Origin of the sequence: Pseudonocardia broussonetiae (genome assembly GCF_013155125.1) — a bacterium.
Classification (GTDB): Bacteria; Actinomycetota; Actinomycetes; order Mycobacteriales; family Pseudonocardiaceae; genus Pseudonocardia; species Pseudonocardia broussonetiae.
This window is the reverse complement of record NZ_CP053564.1, coordinates 2,550,053-2,567,109: the sequence shown is the minus strand read 5'-3', so window position 1 is coordinate 2,567,109 and position 17,057 is coordinate 2,550,053. Positions and strand designations below refer to the sequence as shown.

Here is a 17,057-nt window from a genome sequence, read left to right as displayed (position 1 = left end):
TGCGCACGGAAGGGTGCCTCCTGTTTCGGCCGGTGCACCTCGTGGGCCCGGGCTTTCCTGGGAGCGGCGCGACGGTGCGCGCGACGGGGAACCGTAAACCGGGCGGGTGGGCGTTGACCATGGCCGTGACCGAATCGTCGGCTCCGGTGGGTGAGCGAGCCCTGCGCGCGCGGTGATCGCGCCCGTCGCCGACGGTGTGGGGGCGGTGGGACGACGTAGAGTCCGCGGCCGTGCGCTGGGTCGCAGCCGTGCTGCTGGTCGTCGGGCTGCTGGTCGGCGGGCCGGCCACCGCGCACGCCCGGACCGGGTGCCCGGGGCAGGAGGCACCGCCCGCTCCCCCGTCGGCCGAGGAGCTGGCCGGGCCGGCGGCGGCGGCGCTGCCGGTGCCCGCCGAGCCGGTGGGCGGGCTCGGCGTCTGCGGCGACGCGGTGGCCGGGGGCGGCGCCGTGCCCGCGGAGGTCGGCGTCGCCGGGTTCGTGCTCGCCGACCTCGACACCGGCGCCGTGCTCGCCGCCCGCGCCCCGCACGCGCGGCACCGGCCGGCGTCGGCGATCAAGGTGCTCACCGCGATCGTCGCGCTGCGCGAGCTCGACCCGGACCTCGTCGTCGACGGCACCGCCGAGGACCTGCGCATCGACGGCAGCCGCGCCGGCATCGGCCCCGGCGGCCGCTACACCGTCCGCCAGCTGCTCGCCGGGATGCTGCTCAACTCCGGCAACGACACGGCGGCGGCACTGGCCCGGGCGATGGGCGGGGACGCGGCCACCGTGGCGGCGATGACCGCCACCGCCGGGGCGCTCGGCGCCCTGGACACCCGTCCCGCCACCCCGTCCGGCCTCGACGGCCCCGGCGGCGCGTCGAGCGCGTACGACCTGGCCCTGCTGTTCCGGGTGGCGATGCGCGAGCCGCTGTTCGCCGGGACCGTCGCGACGCTCTCGGTCCCCTTCCCCGGCTACGGCGACGTGCCCGGCTTCGAGCTGTCCAACTCCAGCCGCTTCCTCGGCCGCTACCCCGGCGCGCTGGGCGGCAAGGCCGGGTTCACCGACGCCGCGCGCCACACGTTCGTCGGGGCGGCGGAGCGCGACGGGCGGCGGCTGGTGGTGGCACTGGTGCGCGGCGAGCAGTCCCCCGTGCCCATGACGGCGCAGGTGGCGGCCCTGCTCGACCTCGGCTTCGCCCTGCCCGCGGGCGTCGCACCGGTCGGGACGCTGGTGGCCGCGGCACCGGCCGTCCCGGTCGTCACCCCGCCCGCGCCGCCCGCCGCCGTCGCCCCGGAACCGGGCCGTCCGGCGCCCGACGACCCGGCGCCGGCCGGACCGCTCGTCCTGGTCGGCGTCGCCGTGCTGGTCGCCCTCGCAGCCGGAGCCGCGCTCGTCCGCCGCAGGAGCTAGCCCCGCCGCCGCCCCCGCAGCAGCCCGAAGCCGAGCAGCCCGGCCAGCGCACCGGCCCCGACCAGACCGGCGGCCGTGGCCCCGTCCGGCCCGGACCGCACCGTGACCTCGGAGTGGATCACCGCGGGCCCCGGCACGTCGACCGGCTCCTCCTGCTCGTTCTCCCGGGACGTCGCCGCCCAGGCCGTGACGAACAGGATGAAGCGCGAGGTGAAGAACGCGAACACCATCAGGCCGATGAACGGGCCGATGATCTGGCCGGTCGGCGAGGCCGTGACCGACGCCAGGTACACGGTCATGACCTGCTTGAGCACCTCGAACCCGACGGCGCCCAGCACGGCCGCCTTGGCCGCGCTGCGCAGCGTCGCGTGCTCGCGGGGCAGCCGGGCGATCACCCAGAGGAAGATCAGCCAGTTGGCGACGAGGCCGAGCACGACGCCCAGCACGCCGAGCAGGAACCGCGCCCAGCCCTCTTCGGCCAGGCCGACGAACTCCAGGACCGTGCTCGCGAAGCCCGACGCGAGGCCGGTGATCGCGAACGAGCCGACCATGGCGGCGCCCAGGCCGATGAGGGTGAGCAGGTCGAACAGCGTCTTCTTGAGGATCGCCGGGGCCGTCGGCGGCTGGCCCCACTGCTCCGACAGCGCCTCGCGCAGGTTCGACATCCAGCCGATCCCGGTGTAGAGCGCGCCGACCAGGCCGATGATCCCGATGGTGCGTCGGGAGGCGATCGCATTGTCGACGATCGGGTTGATCAGCTGGTCGAGCCCCGCGGGGGCGTTCGCGGCGATCCCGGCCTTGAGCTGGTCGAGCAGGTCGGGCTGCACGAACAGCACGAAGCCCAGCGCCGCCACCGCCACCAGGATCAGGGGGAACAGCGCGAGCACGGAGAAGTAGGTGATCGCCGCGGCGTAGTGGTCGCCGTGCCGGTCGGTGTAGCGGGCACCGGCGCGCACGAGGTGGTCGAGCCACTCGTACTTCGCGCGGTAGCGCTCCAGCATCGTCGGCTCCGCCGACTCGTCCTTCTTCTTCTCCTCCGCCTCGGCGGCCCGGGATCGGACGGTGTCCGCGTCCTCGTCGACGACTGCAGTCACGCGTCTCACGTCCTTCTCGTCACGGTTCAGGTCGGGGGCAGGAACCCGATCTTGTCGTGGACGGCCGCCAGTGTCGCGCCGGCGACGTCACGCGCCCGGGTGGCTCCGCGGGCGAGCACCCGGTCGAGCTCGGCCGGGTCGTCCATGTAGGCCTGTACCCGTTTCGCGAGCGGCGCAGTGAAGTCGGCGACGATCTCCGCGAGGTCCTTCTTCAGGTCGCCGTATCCGCGGCCCGCGTAGTCGGCCTCCAGCTCGGGGATCGTGCGCCCGCTGAACGACGAGTGGATCGTGAGCAGGTTGGCGATGCCCGGCTTCGCGGCGACGTCGTAGCGGATCTCGCGCTCGGCGTCGGTGACGGCCGAGCGGATCTTCTTCGCGCTCACCTTCGGGTCGTCGAGCAGGTTGACGATCCCGGCAGGCGTCGAGGACGACTTGCTCATCTTCGCCGTGGGGTCCTGCAGGTCGTAGATCTTCGCGGTGCCGGCGAGGATGTGCGGCTCGGGCACCGTGAGGACCTTCCCGAAGCGGGAGTTGAACCGCTGCGCGAGGTCGCGGGTGAGCTCGACGTGCTGGCGCTGGTCCTCGCCGACCGGGACGCGGTCGGCGTGGTAGAGCAGGATGTCGGCGGCCTGCAGGATCGGGTAGGTGAACAGCCCGACCGTGGCGCGGTCGGAGCCCTGCTTCGCGGCCTTGTCCTTGAACTGCGTCATCCGGCTCGCCTCGCCGAAGCCGGTCAGGCAGCCCAGGATCCAGCCGAGCTGGCTGTGCTCGGGCACGTGGCTCTGCACGAACACCGTGCAGCGGTCGGGGTCGAGCCCGAGCGCCAGGAGCTGCGCGACGCCGTTGCGGGTGCGGTCGGCGAGCGTCGCCGGGTCGTGCTCCACGGTGATCGCGTGCAGGTCGGGCACGAAGTAGAACGCGTCGTGGTCGTCCTGCAGCGCCACCCACTGCCGCACGGCACCGAGGTAGTTGCCGAGGTGGAACGAGTCGGCGGTCGGCTGGATGCCGGACAGCACCCGGGGGCGGCGGTCGGTGGGCGTGCTCATGACGTCATTCTGGCCGGTGGGTCGAACGGGTTCGCCTGCGGGACGATGTCCGGCGCGGGCCCGCGGCTCCGACGTCCCCGGTGAGCGGCGCCGCCGGGTGCCGACACGAGCGGAGGATGCAGCCGTGAAGTACATGATCATGCTCTACGGGTCCCAGCAGGACTACGACGCGATGGCCGGGCGCCCGGGCGGCAAGCCGCCGATGTCCGCCGAGGAGGTCGCGGCGATGCACGAGCACATGGGGACCTACCACCAGGGACTGGTCGACAGCGGCGAGTTCGTCGACGCCCGGGGCCTGTCCGCCCCCGTGCACGCCCGGCGGGTGCAGCTGCGGGACGGCGTGAAGGCCGTGACCGACGGGCCCTACCCGGAGACGCAGGAGGTGCTCGTCGGCTACACGATCGTCGAGTGCGCGAGCTACGACCGGGCGGTCGAGATCGCGTCCGGGCTGCTGGACCCGGACGGCGAGGGCGAGTACGTCGACGTCCGCCCGGTCGCCGAGGGCGTCGAGGACCTGGACTGACCCCGTGACCGCCACCGCCACCGAGGACCTGCTGCGCCGCCTGGCCCCGCAGGTGCTCGGTGCGGTCGTCCGCCGCTACGGCCACTTCGACCTCGCCGAGGACGGGGTGCAGGAGGCACTGCTCGCCGCGTCCCGGCAGTGGCCCGTCGAGGGCCTGCCGGACCACCCGCTGGGCTGGCTGATCACGGTGGCGGGGCGGCGGCTCACCGACCTGCTGCGCGCCGAGCAGGCGCGCCGCCGCCGCGAGGAGGCCGACGCGCGGCTCGTGGAGGCGGCGTCACCCGGACCCGTCCCGGACGCCGACGACACGCTCGTCCTGCTGTTCCTGTGCTGCCACCCGGCGCTCTCCCCCGCGTCGCAGATCGCGCTGACGCTGCGCGCCGTCGGCGGCCTGACCACGGCCGAGATCGCCCGGGCGTTCCTCGTGCCCGAGGCGACGATGGCGCGGCGGATCGGTCGCGCCAAGCGGGTCGTCGCCGACCGGGAGTTCCGGATGCCCGGCGCCGCCGAGCGCGACGAGCGGCTCGCGGCCGTGCTGCACGTGCTCTACCTGGTGTTCAACGAGGGTCACACCGCGACCTCCGGGCCGCACCTGGTGCGCACCGCGCTGTCGGCCGAGGCGATCCGGCTGACGCGGGTCGTGCGCCGGCTGCTGCCCCGGGACGGGGAGGTGGCGGGGTTGCTGGCGCTGATGGTGCTCACCGACGCCCGGCGTCCGGCGCGCACCGGCCCCGGCGGCGCGGTGGTGCCGATGGCCGAGCAGGACCGCAGCCTCTGGGACGCGGACGCCATCGCCGAGGGCGTCGCGCTGATCAGCGAGGCCCTTCCCCGCGGTCGCGTCGGCCCGTACCAGCTCCAGGCGGCGATCGCAGCGGTGCACGGCGAGGCCCCGAGCGCGGAGGAGACCGACTGGCCGCAGATCCGGGCGCTCTACGAGGTCCTGCTGCGGATCACCGACACCCCGGTCGTCCGGCTCAACCACGCCGTCGCCGTGAGCATGGTCGACGGGCCGCGCGCCGGGCTCGCGCTGGTCGAGGACCTCCCGCTGGAGGACGACCACCGCCTGCACGCCGTGCGGGCGCACCTGCTGGAGAGCGCGGGCGACCGCGAGGGCGCCCACGCCGCCTACCTCAGAGCCGCGCGCCTCACCACGAGCGTGCCGCAGCAGCGCTACCTGCACGGGCGCGCCGAACGGCTCTGACGGCCGTGTCCGGTCCGGGCCGCCGGCTCCGACGTCCCCTCCGAGCGGCACCGCAGGGGCGCCGCCGGAGGAGACGCCATGACCACGCAGACCACCACCGCACCCGCCCGGCCGCTGCTGGCCGCGGGCCTCGCCGCCGGACCGCTGTTCCTGGTGACGGGGCTGGTCCAGGCCGCCACCCGCGAGGGCTTCGACCTGGCCCGCCACCCGCTGAGCCTGCTCGCCGTCGGGGAGGGCGGCTGGGTGCAGGTGGCGAACTTCGTGCTGTCGGGCGCGCTGGTCGTCGCCTCGGCGGCGGGCATGCGCCGCGTGCCGGAGGCGGGCACGTGGGGGCCGCGGCTGGTCGCGGTGTTCGGGGCCGGGCTCGTGCTGTCGGGCGTGTTCGTCACCGACGCCGGAGCCGGGTTTCCGGCCGGGGCGCCCGAGGGGGCGCCGGAGACGAGCTGGCACGGGGCGCTGCACGAGGCCGGGTTCGCCGTGGCGGTGCTGGGGTGGACGGCGGCGGCCGCCGTGTCCACGCGCCGGTTCGCCGCCCGCGGGCGGTGGGGCGCGGCCGCGGCGACGGCCGGGGCGGCGGTGGCCGCGTTCGCCGTGGTCGGGTGGCCGGACCCGGACTCGTTCAGCGTCCGGCTGGTCGTCGCGTCGGCGATCCAGTTCGGCCTCGTCGCCGGGCTGTCGGCCGACCTGCTGGGTCGCGGGGCGTCCCGCGCGTAGCGTCGGCCGCACTCTGCTCGAGGAGGAGCCGTGACGACGTTCGTCGCCCGCGAGACCGGCACCGGGGACAACCCGTACCTGCTCGGCGTCCACGCCCCCGTGCGCGACGAGATCACGGCCGAGGACCTCGAGGTGGTCGGGGAGATCCCGCGCGACCTGAACGGCGTGTACCTGCGCAACGGCCCCAACCGCCGCTACGCCGCCCCCGGCCGCTACCACTGGTTCGACGGCGACGGCATGGTCCACGCGATGGCGTTCGAGAACGGCACCGCCCGCTACCGCAACCGCTACGTCCGCACCGCGGCGCTCACGGCCGAGGAGGCCGCGGGGCGCGCGCTGTGGAGCGGGGTCATGGAGTCCCCGCGCGGCAACCCGGTGGGCACCGCGCGCGGGCTGCCGTTCAAGGACAGCGCCAACACCGACCTCGTCCACCACGACGGGCGGGTGCTCGCCACCTGGTACCTGTGCGGGCAGCCGATGAGCCTCGACCCGCTGTCGCTGGAGACGATCGGCGCCGAGACGTTCCTGGGCACGCTGCGCGGCGACGTCATGGCCCACCCGAAGTCCGACGAGGCCACCGGCGAGCTGATGTGGTTCGACTACGGCGCCCGCGACCCGCTGCTGCGCTACGGCGTCGTCGGCGCGTCGGGCCGCATCGAGCACGAGACGACGGTCGACCTGCCCGGCCCGCGGCTGCCGCACGACATGGCGATCACCGAGAACTTCTCGGTCCTCATGGACCTGCCGCTGACCCAGGACGCCGCGGCCGCCCGCGAGGGCCGCTACAAGATCGCGTTCGACCGGGGCACACCGTCACGGTTCGCGGTGGTGCCCCGCCGCGGCACGGAGGTGCGCTGGTTCACCGCGGAGCCCTGCTACATCTACCACGTGGTCAACGCGTTCGAGGACGGCGCGACGATCGTCATGGACGTGTGCCGGGTGACCCGCCCGGAACCGCAGCCGACGCGTCCCGGCCCGCTGGGCAAGCTGCTGGGCTACCTGCGCCTCGACGCCCGGCTGCACCGCTACGTCTTCGACCTCACCACCGGCACCACCACCGAGTCGCAGCTCGACGACGCCAACACCGAGTTCCCCTCGATCGACGCCCGGCTGACCGGCCGGCCCGCGCGCTACGCCTACGGCGTGCACATCGCCGACACCGAGACCGTGCTGTTCGACGGCCTCCTGCGCCGCGACCGCGTCACCGGGGAGCGCCAGGACCACCGGTTCGGGCCGGGCCGCTACGGCAGCGAGGCCCCGTTCGCGCCGCGCGACGGCAGCACGCGCGAGGACGACGGCTACCTGGTGTCGTTCGTGACCGACGAGCGCACCGGCCGCAGCGAGGTGGAGGTCCTCGACGCGAGCGACATCACGGCCGGCCCGGTGGCGCGGGTGCTGCTGCCCCAGCGGGTGCCCGTCGGCTTCCACGCGACGTGGGTACGGGCCGACCAGCTGCGCACGCACCCGTGAGCGGATACGAGTGCCAGGGCACTCGTATCCGCTCACGGGTCACTCGTCCTCGGGCGACGGCTCCGGCGCGGGCTCGGCCCGGTGCACCACGACCGTGCCGTTCTCCAGGTCGATCGGCCCCAGCCGCCACGGCTGGCCGTCGCCGGACTCGCCACCCTCGTCGCTGATCTCCGGACCAGGAAACAGACTCCCCAGAACACCCATGAGCCCACGCTACGCGGGGCGAACGGCACTTCCGCCCAGCCCCGTGGGGCGGGAGTGCCGTTCGCTCAGGCGGGGGTGAGGGGGAGCAGGCGCGGCGCGGCGGACGCCGACGGCTCCAGGCGGGACGGGTGCCCCGCGTAGGTCGTGGTGCGCTGGCGCACCGGGCGGCCGGCGGCCGTCGCGATCGCCTCCAGCTCGACGACCGTGCGGGCGCTGCCGTTCTCCGAGCCCGCCATCCGGCTGATCGTCTCCTCCATGAGCGTGCCGCCCATGTCGTCGGCGCCGCCGCGCAGGATGTCGGCCGACAGGTCGTCGCCGAGCTTCACCCACGAGCACTGGATGTGGTCGATCCGCCCGTGCAGGGCGAGGCGGGCCACGGCGTGCACGGCGCGGTTGTCGCGCTCGGTGGGCCCGGGGCGGGCGAGGCCGGCCAGGTAGATCGGCGCGTTGTGGTGCACGAACGGCAGCGGCACGAACTCGGTGAACGCCGCCCCGCCCGCCTCGCGCGAGCGGTCCTGCTGCGCGGCGAGCGTGCGCAGGTGCCCGAGCCAGTGCCGGGGCTCGTCGACGTGGCCGTACATCATCGTGGAGCTCGACGGGATGCCCAGGCGGTGCGCGGTGCCCACGACCTCCAGCCACTGCGACGCCGGCAGCTTGCCCTTCGTGAGCACCCAGCGGACCTCGTCGTCGAGGATCTCCGCCGCCGTGCCGGGGATCGAGCCCAGCCCGGCGTCGCGCAGCTCGGTGAGCCACTCCTCGATCGAGACGCCCGCCTTCGCGGCCGCCGACACGATCTCCATCGGCGAGAACGCGTGCACGTGCATGCCGGGGACGGCGGCCTTCACGGCGCGCACGAGGTCGGCGTAGAACGTGACGGGCAGCTGGGGGTCGATGCCGCCCTGCACGCAGACCTCGGTGGCGCCGTCGCGGGCCGCCTCGACGGCGCGGGCCGCCACCTCGTCGAGCGAGAGCCGGAACGCGTCGGCGTCGCGCTCGCGCTGCGCGAAGGCGCAGAACCGGCAGCCGACGTAGCAGACGTTCGAGAAGTTGATGTTGCGGTTGATCACGTAGGTGACCTCGTCGCCCACGACGTCGCGGCGCAGGTCGTCGGCGAGGCGGCACAGCTCCTCCAGTGCGGCCCCGTCGGCGAGGACGAGCGCCATCGCGGCGTCGTGGTGGGCCGGGTCGAGCAGCGCGGCCGGGTCGGACGAGGCGAGCGCGAGCCCCGCGCGGACGTCGGAGTCGAGCCGCTCGGGCGCCGCCTGCCGGGACGCCGCCAGCTCCGCCTTGAGCTCGTCCCAGTCGCCGTAGACCGACTCGAAGTCGCCGCGGCGGTCCTCGGTGCGGCCGTCGGTGTCGATGGAGGCGTGCAGGTCGGTGCGGCCGGTGGAGGCGAACCCGCCGTCGGGCTCCTGCCACGGGCGGCCCACGACGAGGGCGCTCTCGTCGGCCAGGCCGTCGGGCCCGGCCAGTGCGGCGACGTGCGCGTGCAACCGCGTGTCGATCCACGGCGAACCCGCCTGCACGTAGCGCGGGTAGGCGGTGAGCCGCTCGCGCAGCGTGAACCCGGCGGCCTGCGACCGCGTCGCGAGCTCGTCGATCGCGGGCCAGGGGCGCTCGGGGTTGACGTGGTCGGCGGTGACGGGCGAGACGCCGCCCCAGTCGTCGATGCCCGCGCGCAGCATCAGCGCGAACTCCTCGCCGACGAGGTTGGGCGGGGCCTGCACGCGCATCTTCGGCCCGAGCACGATCCGGGTGACGGCGATGGTCGCGGCGAGGTCGTCGAGGTCGGCGTCGGGGTCGTTCGCCATCGCGGTGTCCGGCTTCGCCCGGAAGTTCTGGACGATCACCTCCTGGACGTGCCCCGCCGCGCGGGAGGCCGACCGGATGGCGAAGATCGACTCGGCGCGCTCGGTGCGGTTCTCCCCGATGCCGATGAGGATGCCCGTGGTGAACGGGACGCCGACGCGCCCGGCGTCGGTCAGCGTGCGCAGCCGGACCGCGGGCTCCTTGTCGGGGCTGCCGTAGTGCGGGCCGCCGGGCTCGCTCCACAGCCGCGTGGCCGTGGTCTCCAGCATCATCCCCATCGACGGCGCCACGGGCTTGAGCCGCGTGAGCTCCTCCCACGACAGCACGCCCGGGTTGAGGTGCGGCAGCAGCCCGGTCTCCTCCAGCACGGCGATCGCGCAGGCGCGGACGTACTCCAGCGTGGAGCCGTAGCCGCGCTCCTCCAGCCACTCGCGGGCGGCGGGCCAGCGCGCCTCGGGGCGGTCACCGAGGGTGAACAGCGCCTCCTTGCACCCCGCCGCCGCGCCCGCGCGGGCGATCTCGAGCACCTCGTCGCGCTCGAGGAACGCGGCGGGCAGCTTGTGCGGCACGGTGGCGAACGTGCAGTAGTGGCAGCGGTCCTGGCACAGCCGCGTGAGCGGGATGAACACCTTGCGCGAGTACGTGACGACGCCCGGGCGGCCCTCGGCGACCAGCCCGGCGTCGCGGATGCGGGACGCGGCGGCGAGGAGCTCGTCGAGCTGGTCGCCGCGGGCGGCGAGCAGGACGGCGGCCTCGGCGACGTCGAGCACGGCCCCGTCGCGGACCCGCCGCAGCGCCCGCCGCAGCGAGGCGTCGGTGGGGGCGGGTTCGGGGAGCGTGGCGGCCATGCCCAGACAGTAGGTCGCGGTCGGCGTCCGGTCGACCACCGCTCGACAGCCGCCCCCGCGCGGTGTCCACTGGCGCCGGTGCGACGACGGAGGGTGCGCGCGGCGGCCGCCGCGGCGCTGGTGACGATCCTGGCCTCCGCCTGTTCCCCCGCGACGGCCGGATCCGGCGTGACGATGCTCACTCCCCTGGTCGTCGTGCTGCACGGGCTGGGTGGCTCCGGCGGCGACACGCGCGACTTCGGGTTCGACGCGTTCGAGGGCCTCCTCGTCGCCCATCCCGACGGCGTCGAGCGTTCCTGGAACGCCGGCGCCTGCTGCGGGGCGGCGCACGAGCAGGGCGTCGACGACGTGGCCCGGCTCGACGCTCTCGTCGCGCGGATGGTCGCCGAGGACGGCGTCGACCCCGACCGCGTCTACGCCGTCGGGTTCTCCAACGGCGCGATGATGGCCTACGCGTGGGCGTGCGGGTCACGGACGCTGGCCGGCATCGGGGTCGTCGGGGGCGCGCTGGTGGCGCCCTGCCCGGACCCGGGGCCCGTCGCGGTGGTCGCCGTGCACGGCGACGCCGACCTGTCCGTGCCGATCGACGGCGGCGTGGGCCCCCGCAGCACCACCGGGTACGACTACCCCTCGCTCGACGAGTCGCTCGCGCCGTTCCCCGACGCCGAGCGGATCGTGCTGCCCGGCGTCGGGCACGAGTGGCGCCCCGGCACCGGCGACGTGCTGTGGCAGCGCCTGCGGACGGCGGTCAGGACGGCCGGGGACCGATGAACCGGGGCCGCGCCGGTCGTCCTCCCTGTGGTCGCACCCGCGACCGGCACGCCCGCCACCGGCACCAGGAGGACCCATGAGCACCACCGGGCGGCACGGCCCTGTGAAGGCCGCCATCACCGTGTCCGTCGACGGCTTCATCACCGGTCCCGACGACCGCGCGGGGCAGGGGCTCGGCGTCGGCGGGGAACGGCTGCACCACTGGGTGATGGGCGGACCGTGGACCTACGGGAGCGGCCCCGAGCCCGGCGCCGCCATGACCGCCGAGGACCGCGCGCACTACGACGCCCTGCTCGACGGGACGAGCGCGGGCCTGTGCGGCCGCGGGATGTACGACAGCTCCGGCGCGTGGGGCGGTCGCAACCCGTTCGACGGCACCCTGGTCGTCCTCACCCACCGCACCGCGGACGCGCCCGATCCGGACACGGGCTTCCTCCTCGTCGACGGGTTCGAGGAGGCGCTCGCCACCGCCCGGCGGGAGGCCGGCGACGGCGGCGGCGTGATCGTCGGGGGCGGTGCGGACGTCATCCGGCAGGCGCTCGCGGCCGGGGTCGTCGACGAGCTCGCGATCACCACCGCGCCCGTCGTCCTCGGCCGCGGGAAGCGGCTGTTCGCGGGCTTCGACCACGACCTCGACCTCGACGTCCTCTCGGTCCACCACTCGCCCCACGCCGTGCACGTGCGGTACGCGGTCCGGCGCTGAGGCCCCCGGACGGCCACTACGCCACGTCGGCGGGCTGCCCGCCGGTGACCGCGACGAGCTCGTCGAACGTCGTCGGGAACACCGCGCGGGCCACCCCGCCCGCGGCCCACACCTCGTCGTGGGCGGCGAGCGCGCGGTCGACGAGCGTGCGCAGCGGCGCCGGGTGCCCGACGGGGGCGATGCCGCCGATGACCTGTCCGGTGGCCGCCTGCACGAACCCGGCAGGCGCCCGCCGCACCCGCTGCGCCCCGAGCAGCGCCGCCACCTTCCCGGTGTCGACGCGGTGCGCGCCGGAGGTGAGGACCAGCAGCGGCTCGCCGTCGCACTCGAACACCAGGGAGTTGGCGATCTGCCCGACCTCGACCCCGAGCGCGGCCGCCGCCGACGCGGCCGTGGTGACGGCGTCGGGCAGCACCACCAGGCGGGAGACGCGGGCCGGGTCGGCGCCGCCCGCGAGCAGGGCGGCCGTCACGAGCTCGATGTTGCGGTGCACGGTCATCCCGTCGGGGTCAGGCGGCTGCCGGTGAGCTGGCTGCCGTCGGTGGTGGTGAGCAGGCAGAAGACGTCGCGGTCCTGGAACGAGCCGCTGCCGCCGTCGCGGCGGAACTCCGCCTCCGCCGGCAGGAGCGCCGTGACCTGCACGCCGTCGCGGTCGGCGAGCAGCCCGGAGTCGAAGCGCATCGCGCACGCCGCGGCGGCGAACTCCGGCAGCCGCGCCGGGTAGGGCAGGACCTCCTGCGTGCCGAACGACTCGACGACGGCGAACACCTCGGCGGCGTGCGGGGCGTCGCAGTCGACGGTGGCGCTGCTCGTGATCAGCACGCCGGGGTCGGGGCGGACCTGCAGGCAGTAGAGGTACGCGACGTCGTAGACGGGGACGTCGCCGCCCTCGCCGTAGGTGAGCGTCCGCACGTCGGGGTCGCCGGCCCGGGCCAGCGCGAACCCCCCGACGAGCCCGCCGACCAGCCCCGCCACGAGCGCCACCCCGACGGCGATCAGCCACGGCCTCCGGCTGCGCGCCGGCGCGGTGAGCGGGGTCGTCGGCACGTCCGGGGGCGGGGACGCCCCGCCGGGCGAGGCGAGCAGCGCCTCGGCCTGCACCCCGGTCAGCCGGGCCTGCGGGGAGCGCTGCAGCAGCCCGGTGACGACCGCGCCGAGCGGGCCGCGGGTGCGCACGGGCGGCGGGTCGGCGTGCAGGACGGCGGAGATCGTGGCGGCGGCGGTCTCGCGGTCGTACGGCCCGCGGCCCTGCAGGGCGTGGAACAGCGTCGCGCCCACCGCCCACAGGTCGGCCGCGGGCGTGGCCGGACCGCCCTCCAGCCGCTCGGGGGACATGAAGCCCGGCGACCCGATCATCGAGCCCGTCGTGGTCAGCCGGGGGTCCTCGGCGGCCTGGGCGATGCCGAAGTCGGTGAGCTTCACGCGGCCGTCGGCGGCCAGCATCACGTTGCTCGGCTTGACGTCGCGGTGCACGACCCCGCCCTCGTGGGCGACCCGCAGCGCCGCGAGCAGCGCGCGGCCGATCGCGGTGACGGCGCGCTCGTCGAGCGGGCCGGAGGCGGCGACGACCTCGGTCAGCGTCCGCGCCTCGATGAGCTCCATGACGATGTGGTCGACGCCGTCGTCGGTGACGACGTCGTGGACGGTGACGATGCCGGGGTCGTTGAGCCGTCCCGCCGTGCGCGCCTCGCGCAGCAGCCGCTCGCGGAACAGCAGGCGCTCCTGCGCGGGCAGCCCGGGCGGCAGGTGCAGCTCCTTGACCGCGACGTGGCGGCCCATCACGCGGTCCTCCGCGCGCCACACGATCCCCATGCCGCCGCGGCCGAGCTCGCCCAGGACGACGTACCGGCCGCCGATGACGCGGGTGGGCATCACGGGCCGTACACCACCGTCACCGGCGCGTGGTCCGACCAGCGCTCGGCGTGGCTCGGCGCGCGCTCCACGACGGCCGACCGGGCGAGGGCGCCCAGCCCCGGCGTCGCGACGTGGTGGTCGATGCGCCAGCCGGTGTCGTTGTCGAAGGCGCGGCCGCGGTAGGACCACCACGAGTACGGCCCGTCGACGCCGGGGTGCTGCGCCCGCACGACGTCGACCCAGCCCTCGCCGAACAGCGCGGCCATCCACTCCCGCTCGTGGGGCAGGAACCCGGAGTTCTTCACGTTGCCGCGCCAGTTGCGGATGTCGGCCTGCTCCGGGGCGATGTTCCAGTCGCCGCACACGAGCACCTCGCGGTCCTCGGCGGCGGCCTTGGCGCGGCGCAGCGCGAGGTAGGGGGCGAACCGGGCGAGGAAGCGGTCCTTCTCGTCCTGCTTCGGGGTGCCGGCGGTGCCGTTGGGCAGGTACAGCGACGCGAGCGTGACGCCGGGCAGGTCGACCTCGAGGTAGCGGCCCGATCCGGCGAACTCGTCGTCGTCGATGCCGGTGCGGGCGGCCCCGGGCTCGGCGCGGGTGAGGATCGCGACGCCGCTGCGGCCCCGCACCTCCGACGGGGCGTGCCGGGCGTGCCAGCCGTCGAACAGCCCGGCCGGGACCTCCTCGGGCTGCGCGCGCGTCTCCTGCAGGCAGACGACGTCGGCGGGGGTGGCGGCCAGCCAGGCCGCGAGCCCCTTCCCCGCGGCGGCGCGGATGCCGTTGACGTTGACGGAGCTGACGACGAGCACGTCGTGAGACTGCCCCATCGGCCTCGCTCAGCGGCAGTCGGTACCGGGGACGGGCGTCAGGTAGACGTCGGCCACGAAGCGGCCGTCCTCCAGCTCGCGGAAGCCGTCGGTGACGTTCGTCGTGCCGTCGACGAGGACGCCGCGGACCAGCGTGCCCAGCAGCTCGGACTGCTCCGCGGGCCCGGCGCGGACGTTGAGCTGGTCGGTGGTGACCTCCAGCTGGCAGCCGGTGGACCCGTCGGCGCCCGCCTCGCCGGTGCCGCGGTCGAACAGCGCCAGCACCGTGAGGACGACGCCGAGGATCACGACGAAGGTCCAGCTGCGGTACAGCGCCACGTCCGGGCGCTTGAGGGTCAGCGGCACGGGGGCAACGGTAGCCGTCCGCTCCACATCAGGACAGACGTACGGGATAGCGTGTCGGGGACCCCGCGAACACGGACACCGAGGCAGGCGCGCAGACGATGAAGGTCATCTACACCTACACGGACGAGGCTCCGGCGCTGGCGACGCACTCGTTGCTGCCGGTGGTCGAGGCGTTCCTGGGCAAGGCGGGGGTCGACGTCGAGACCCGCGACATCTCCCTGGCCGCCCGCATCCTGGCCGCGTTCGGGCTCGTCCCGGACGCGCTCGCCGAGCTGGGCGAGCTGGCGAAGACGCCCGAGGCCAACATCATCAAGCTGCCGAACGTCAGCGCGTCGATCCCGCAGCTCAAGGCCGCGATCGTCGAGCTGCAGAAGGCCGGCTTCGACGTCCCCGACTACCCGCACGAGGCCTACGACGCCGTCAAGGGCAGCGCGGTCAACCCGGTGCTGCGCGAGGGCAACTCCGACCGCCGCGCCCCCGCGTCGGTCAAGCGGTTCGCGCAGGCGCACCCGCACTCGATGGGCGCGTGGTCGTCCGACTCGGCGTCGCACGTCGTCACGATGGAGGACGGCGACTTCCGGCACTCCGAGCGCTCGGTCACCCTCGGCGCCGACGACGTGCTGCGCATCGAGCACGTCGCCGCCGACGGCACCGTCACGGTGCTCAAGGAGTCGCTGCCGGTCGTCACGGGCGAGATCGTCGACGCCGCCGTGATGCGCCGCGAGGCCCTCGACGCGTTCCTCGCCGCCCAGGTGGCCGACGCCCGCGAGCGCGGCGTCCTGTTCTCGGTCCACCTCAAGGCCACGATGATGAAGGTGTCGGACCCGATCCTGTTCGGGCACGCCGTCACCGCCTACTTCGCCGACGTGTTCGCGCAGTACGGCGAGGACCTCGCCTCCGTCGGCGCCAACCCCAACGACGGCCTGGCCAGCGTGCTCACCGCGCTGGAGAAGCTGCCCACCGACAAGCGCGAGGCCATCGAGAAGGCCATCACGGCCACCTACGAGTCCGGCCCGCCGGTCGCGATGGTCGACTCCGACCGCGGCATCACCAACCTGCACGTGCCCAGCGACGTGATCATCGACGCCTCGATGCCCGCCGCGATCCGCTCGTCCGGGCAGATGTGGAACGCCGCCGGGGAGCTCCAGGACACCAAGTACGTCATCCCGGACTCCTCCTACGCCGCGCTCTACGCCGAGACCGTCGCCTTCTGCCGCGAGCACGGCGCGTTCGACCCGACCACGATGGGCACCACGCCCAACGTCGGGCTGATGGCGCAGAAGGCCGAGGAGTACGGCAGCCACGACAAGACGTTCGAGATCCCGGCGGCGGGCACCGTCCGGGTCGTCGACGCCGGCGGCACCGCGCTGCTGGAGCACGAGGTCGCCGAGGGCGACATCTGGCGCGCCTGCCAGACCAAGGACGCCCCGATCCGCAACTGGGTCGAGCTGGCCGTGTCCCGCGCCCGCGCCACCGGCGCGCCCGCCGTGTTCTGGCTCGACGAGACCCGCGGCCACGACGCCGAGGTGCTGAAGAAGGTCCGGGCGCAGCTCGACGAGCTCGACACCGACGGCCTCACCATCGAGGTCCTCGACGTCGCCGCGGCCACCCGCTACACCCTGGAGCGGGCCAAGCGTGGCGAGGACACGATCTCGGTCACCGGCAACGTGCTGCGCGACTACCTCACCGACCTCTTCCCGATCCTGGAGCTGGGCACCAGCGCCAAGATGCTCTCGATCGTGCCGCTGATGAACGGCGGCGGCCTGTTCGAGACCGGCGCCGGCGGCTCGGCCCCCAAGCACGTGCAGCAGCTCGTCAAGGAGAACCACCTGCGGTGGGACTCCCTGGGCGAGTTCCTCGCGCTGGCCGTGTCGCTGGAGTTCCTCGGCGACAAGACCGACAACCCGCGCGCGGCGCTGCTGGGCACGGCGCTCGACGACGCCACCGGCACGCTGCTGGAGGAGGGCCGCTCGCCCTCGCGCAAGGTCGGCGAGCTCGACAACCGCGGCAGCCACTTCTACCTGGCGCTGTACTGGGCGCAGGCGCTCGCGGCGCAGACCGAGGACGCCGAGCTGGCGGGCCTGTTCACCGACCTGGCCGCCCGCCTGGCCGCCGACGAGGAGACGATTGTCGGCGAGCTGAACGCGGTGCAGGGCGAGCCGGTCGACCTCGGCGGGTACTACCACGTCGACAAGGCCAAGGCCGACGCCGTCATGCGGCCGAGCGCCACGTTCACGGCGGCGCTGGCGGAGTTCTGACG

The 17,057-nt window shown here is 74.8% G+C and carries 16 protein-coding genes; 8 read left to right on the top strand and 8 right to left on the bottom strand.

The features are described from left to right. Positions 1–230: 230 nt before the first annotated feature. The gene (locus HOP40_RS12780) at positions 231–1,391 is read left to right on the top strand and encodes a D-alanyl-D-alanine carboxypeptidase family protein (RefSeq protein WP_172158049.1); all 1,161 of its coding nucleotides are present in this window, start codon (positions 231–233) and stop codon (positions 1,389–1,391) included. On the opposite strand, the gene yhjD is transcribed toward HOP40_RS12780, so the two are convergent. Next, positions 1,388–2,485, bottom strand: a complete 1,098-nt coding sequence (gene yhjD / locus HOP40_RS12775; RefSeq protein WP_240157644.1) for an inner membrane protein YhjD — start codon at positions 2,483–2,485, stop codon at positions 1,388–1,390. The genes HOP40_RS12780 and yhjD overlap by 4 nt on opposite strands. 26 nt (positions 2,486–2,511) lie before the next feature. Then, entirely contained in the window at positions 2,512–3,531 is a 1,020-nt protein-coding gene (gene trpS / locus HOP40_RS12770; protein ID WP_172158048.1) for a tryptophan--tRNA ligase, read from the bottom strand. A gap of 133 nt (positions 3,532–3,664) precedes the next feature. Here trpS and HOP40_RS12765 point away from each other — a divergent pair, with 133 nt between their 5' ends. The 4 genes from HOP40_RS12765 (at position 3,665) to HOP40_RS12750 (ending at position 7,439) form a co-directional block, all read left to right on the top strand. Beyond that, positions 3,665–4,054: a YciI family protein gene (locus HOP40_RS12765; protein ID WP_240157779.1), complete on the top strand. Its 390-nt coding sequence runs from the start codon at positions 3,665–3,667 to the stop codon at positions 4,052–4,054. A gap of 4 nt (positions 4,055–4,058) precedes the next feature. Further along, positions 4,059–5,255 (top strand): RNA polymerase sigma factor, encoded by a 1,197-nt coding sequence (locus HOP40_RS12760; protein ID WP_172158045.1) that lies wholly within the window; start codon positions 4,059–4,061, stop codon positions 5,253–5,255. A 78-nt stretch (positions 5,256–5,333) separates the two neighbouring features. Next, the gene (locus HOP40_RS12755) at positions 5,334–5,969 is read left to right on the top strand and encodes a DUF998 domain-containing protein (RefSeq protein ID WP_172158044.1); all 636 of its coding nucleotides are present in this window, start codon (positions 5,334–5,336) and stop codon (positions 5,967–5,969) included. A gap of 30 nt (positions 5,970–5,999) precedes the next feature. Next, entirely contained in the window at positions 6,000–7,439 is a 1,440-nt protein-coding gene (locus tag HOP40_RS12750) for a carotenoid oxygenase family protein (protein ID WP_172158043.1), read from the top strand. 39 nt (positions 7,440–7,478) lie between these two features. Here HOP40_RS12750 and HOP40_RS12745 read toward each other — a convergent pair whose 3' ends face one another. Continuing rightward, a complete protein-coding gene (locus tag HOP40_RS12745; protein ID WP_172158042.1) occupies positions 7,479–7,643 on the bottom strand; it encodes a hypothetical protein in 165 nt (54 codons plus the stop codon). A gap of 65 nt (positions 7,644–7,708) precedes the next feature. Next, positions 7,709–10,300, bottom strand: a complete 2,592-nt coding sequence (locus HOP40_RS12740) for a bifunctional FO biosynthesis protein CofGH (RefSeq protein ID WP_172158041.1) — start codon at positions 10,298–10,300, stop codon at positions 7,709–7,711. A gap of 78 nt (positions 10,301–10,378) precedes the next feature. Here HOP40_RS12740 and HOP40_RS12735 point away from each other — a divergent pair, with 78 nt between their 5' ends. Continuing rightward, positions 10,379–11,071, top strand: a complete 693-nt coding sequence (locus HOP40_RS12735) for a CE1 family esterase (protein WP_172158040.1) — start codon at positions 10,379–10,381, stop codon at positions 11,069–11,071. 76 nt (positions 11,072–11,147) lie between these two features. Next, complete coding sequence (locus HOP40_RS12730) at positions 11,148–11,774, top strand: dihydrofolate reductase family protein (RefSeq protein ID WP_172158037.1); 627 nt, start codon at positions 11,148–11,150, stop codon at positions 11,772–11,774. Positions 11,775–11,790: 16 nt separating this feature from the next. On the opposite strand, the gene HOP40_RS12725 is transcribed toward HOP40_RS12730, so the two are convergent. From HOP40_RS12725 to HOP40_RS12710, 4 genes are read right to left on the bottom strand one after another with little or no spacing between them, the layout of a single operon-like run. Beyond that, entirely contained in the window at positions 11,791–12,273 is a 483-nt protein-coding gene (locus tag HOP40_RS12725; protein ID WP_172158034.1) for a YbaK/EbsC family protein, read from the bottom strand. Beyond that, complete coding sequence (locus HOP40_RS12720) at positions 12,270–13,646, bottom strand: serine/threonine-protein kinase (RefSeq protein WP_172158031.1); 1,377 nt, start codon at positions 13,644–13,646, stop codon at positions 12,270–12,272. The genes HOP40_RS12725 and HOP40_RS12720 overlap by 4 nt, the downstream gene beginning before the upstream one ends. Beyond that, positions 13,646–14,434 (bottom strand): exodeoxyribonuclease III, encoded by a 789-nt coding sequence (locus tag HOP40_RS12715; protein WP_205347170.1) that lies wholly within the window; start codon positions 14,432–14,434, stop codon positions 13,646–13,648. Before HOP40_RS12715 ends, HOP40_RS12720 begins: the two co-directional genes overlap by 1 nt. Before the next feature lie 27 nt (positions 14,435–14,461). Next, entirely contained in the window at positions 14,462–14,797 is a 336-nt protein-coding gene (locus HOP40_RS12710) for an SH3 domain-containing protein (RefSeq protein ID WP_172158026.1), read from the bottom strand. A gap of 98 nt (positions 14,798–14,895) precedes the next feature. On the opposite strand from HOP40_RS12710, the gene HOP40_RS12705 reads away from it, so the two are divergent. Then, positions 14,896–17,055, top strand: a complete 2,160-nt coding sequence (locus tag HOP40_RS12705; protein ID WP_172157998.1) for an NADP-dependent isocitrate dehydrogenase — start codon at positions 14,896–14,898, stop codon at positions 17,053–17,055. Positions 17,056–17,057: the final 2 nt, after the last annotated feature.

What these genes read in the sequence shown, in the direction of transcription:
- HOP40_RS12755 (WP_172158044.1), top strand. Translation starts at nt 5,334, where the DNA reads ATGACCACGCAGACCACCACCGCACCCGCCCGGCCGCTGCTGGCCGCG.
- HOP40_RS12725 (WP_172158034.1), bottom strand. Translation starts at nt 12,273, where the DNA reads ATGACCGTGCACCGCAACATCGAGCTCGTGACGGCCGCCCTGCTCGCG.
- trpS (WP_172158048.1), bottom strand. Translation starts at nt 3,531, where the DNA reads ATGAGCACGCCCACCGACCGCCGCCCCCGGGTGCTGTCCGGCATCCAG.
- HOP40_RS12740 (WP_172158041.1), bottom strand. Translation starts at nt 10,300, where the DNA reads ATGGCCGCCACGCTCCCCGAACCCGCCCCCACCGACGCCTCGCTGCGG.
- HOP40_RS12705 (WP_172157998.1), top strand. Translation starts at nt 14,896, where the DNA reads ATGAAGGTCATCTACACCTACACGGACGAGGCTCCGGCGCTGGCGACG.
- HOP40_RS12745 (WP_172158042.1), bottom strand. Translation starts at nt 7,643, where the DNA reads ATGGGTGTTCTGGGGAGTCTGTTTCCTGGTCCGGAGATCAGCGACGAG.
- HOP40_RS12720 (WP_172158031.1), bottom strand. Translation starts at nt 13,646, where the DNA reads ATGCCCACCCGCGTCATCGGCGGCCGGTACGTCGTCCTGGGCGAGCTC.
- HOP40_RS12730 (WP_172158037.1), top strand. Translation starts at nt 11,148, where the DNA reads ATGAGCACCACCGGGCGGCACGGCCCTGTGAAGGCCGCCATCACCGTG.
- HOP40_RS12765 (WP_240157779.1), top strand. Translation starts at nt 3,665, where the DNA reads ATGATCATGCTCTACGGGTCCCAGCAGGACTACGACGCGATGGCCGGG.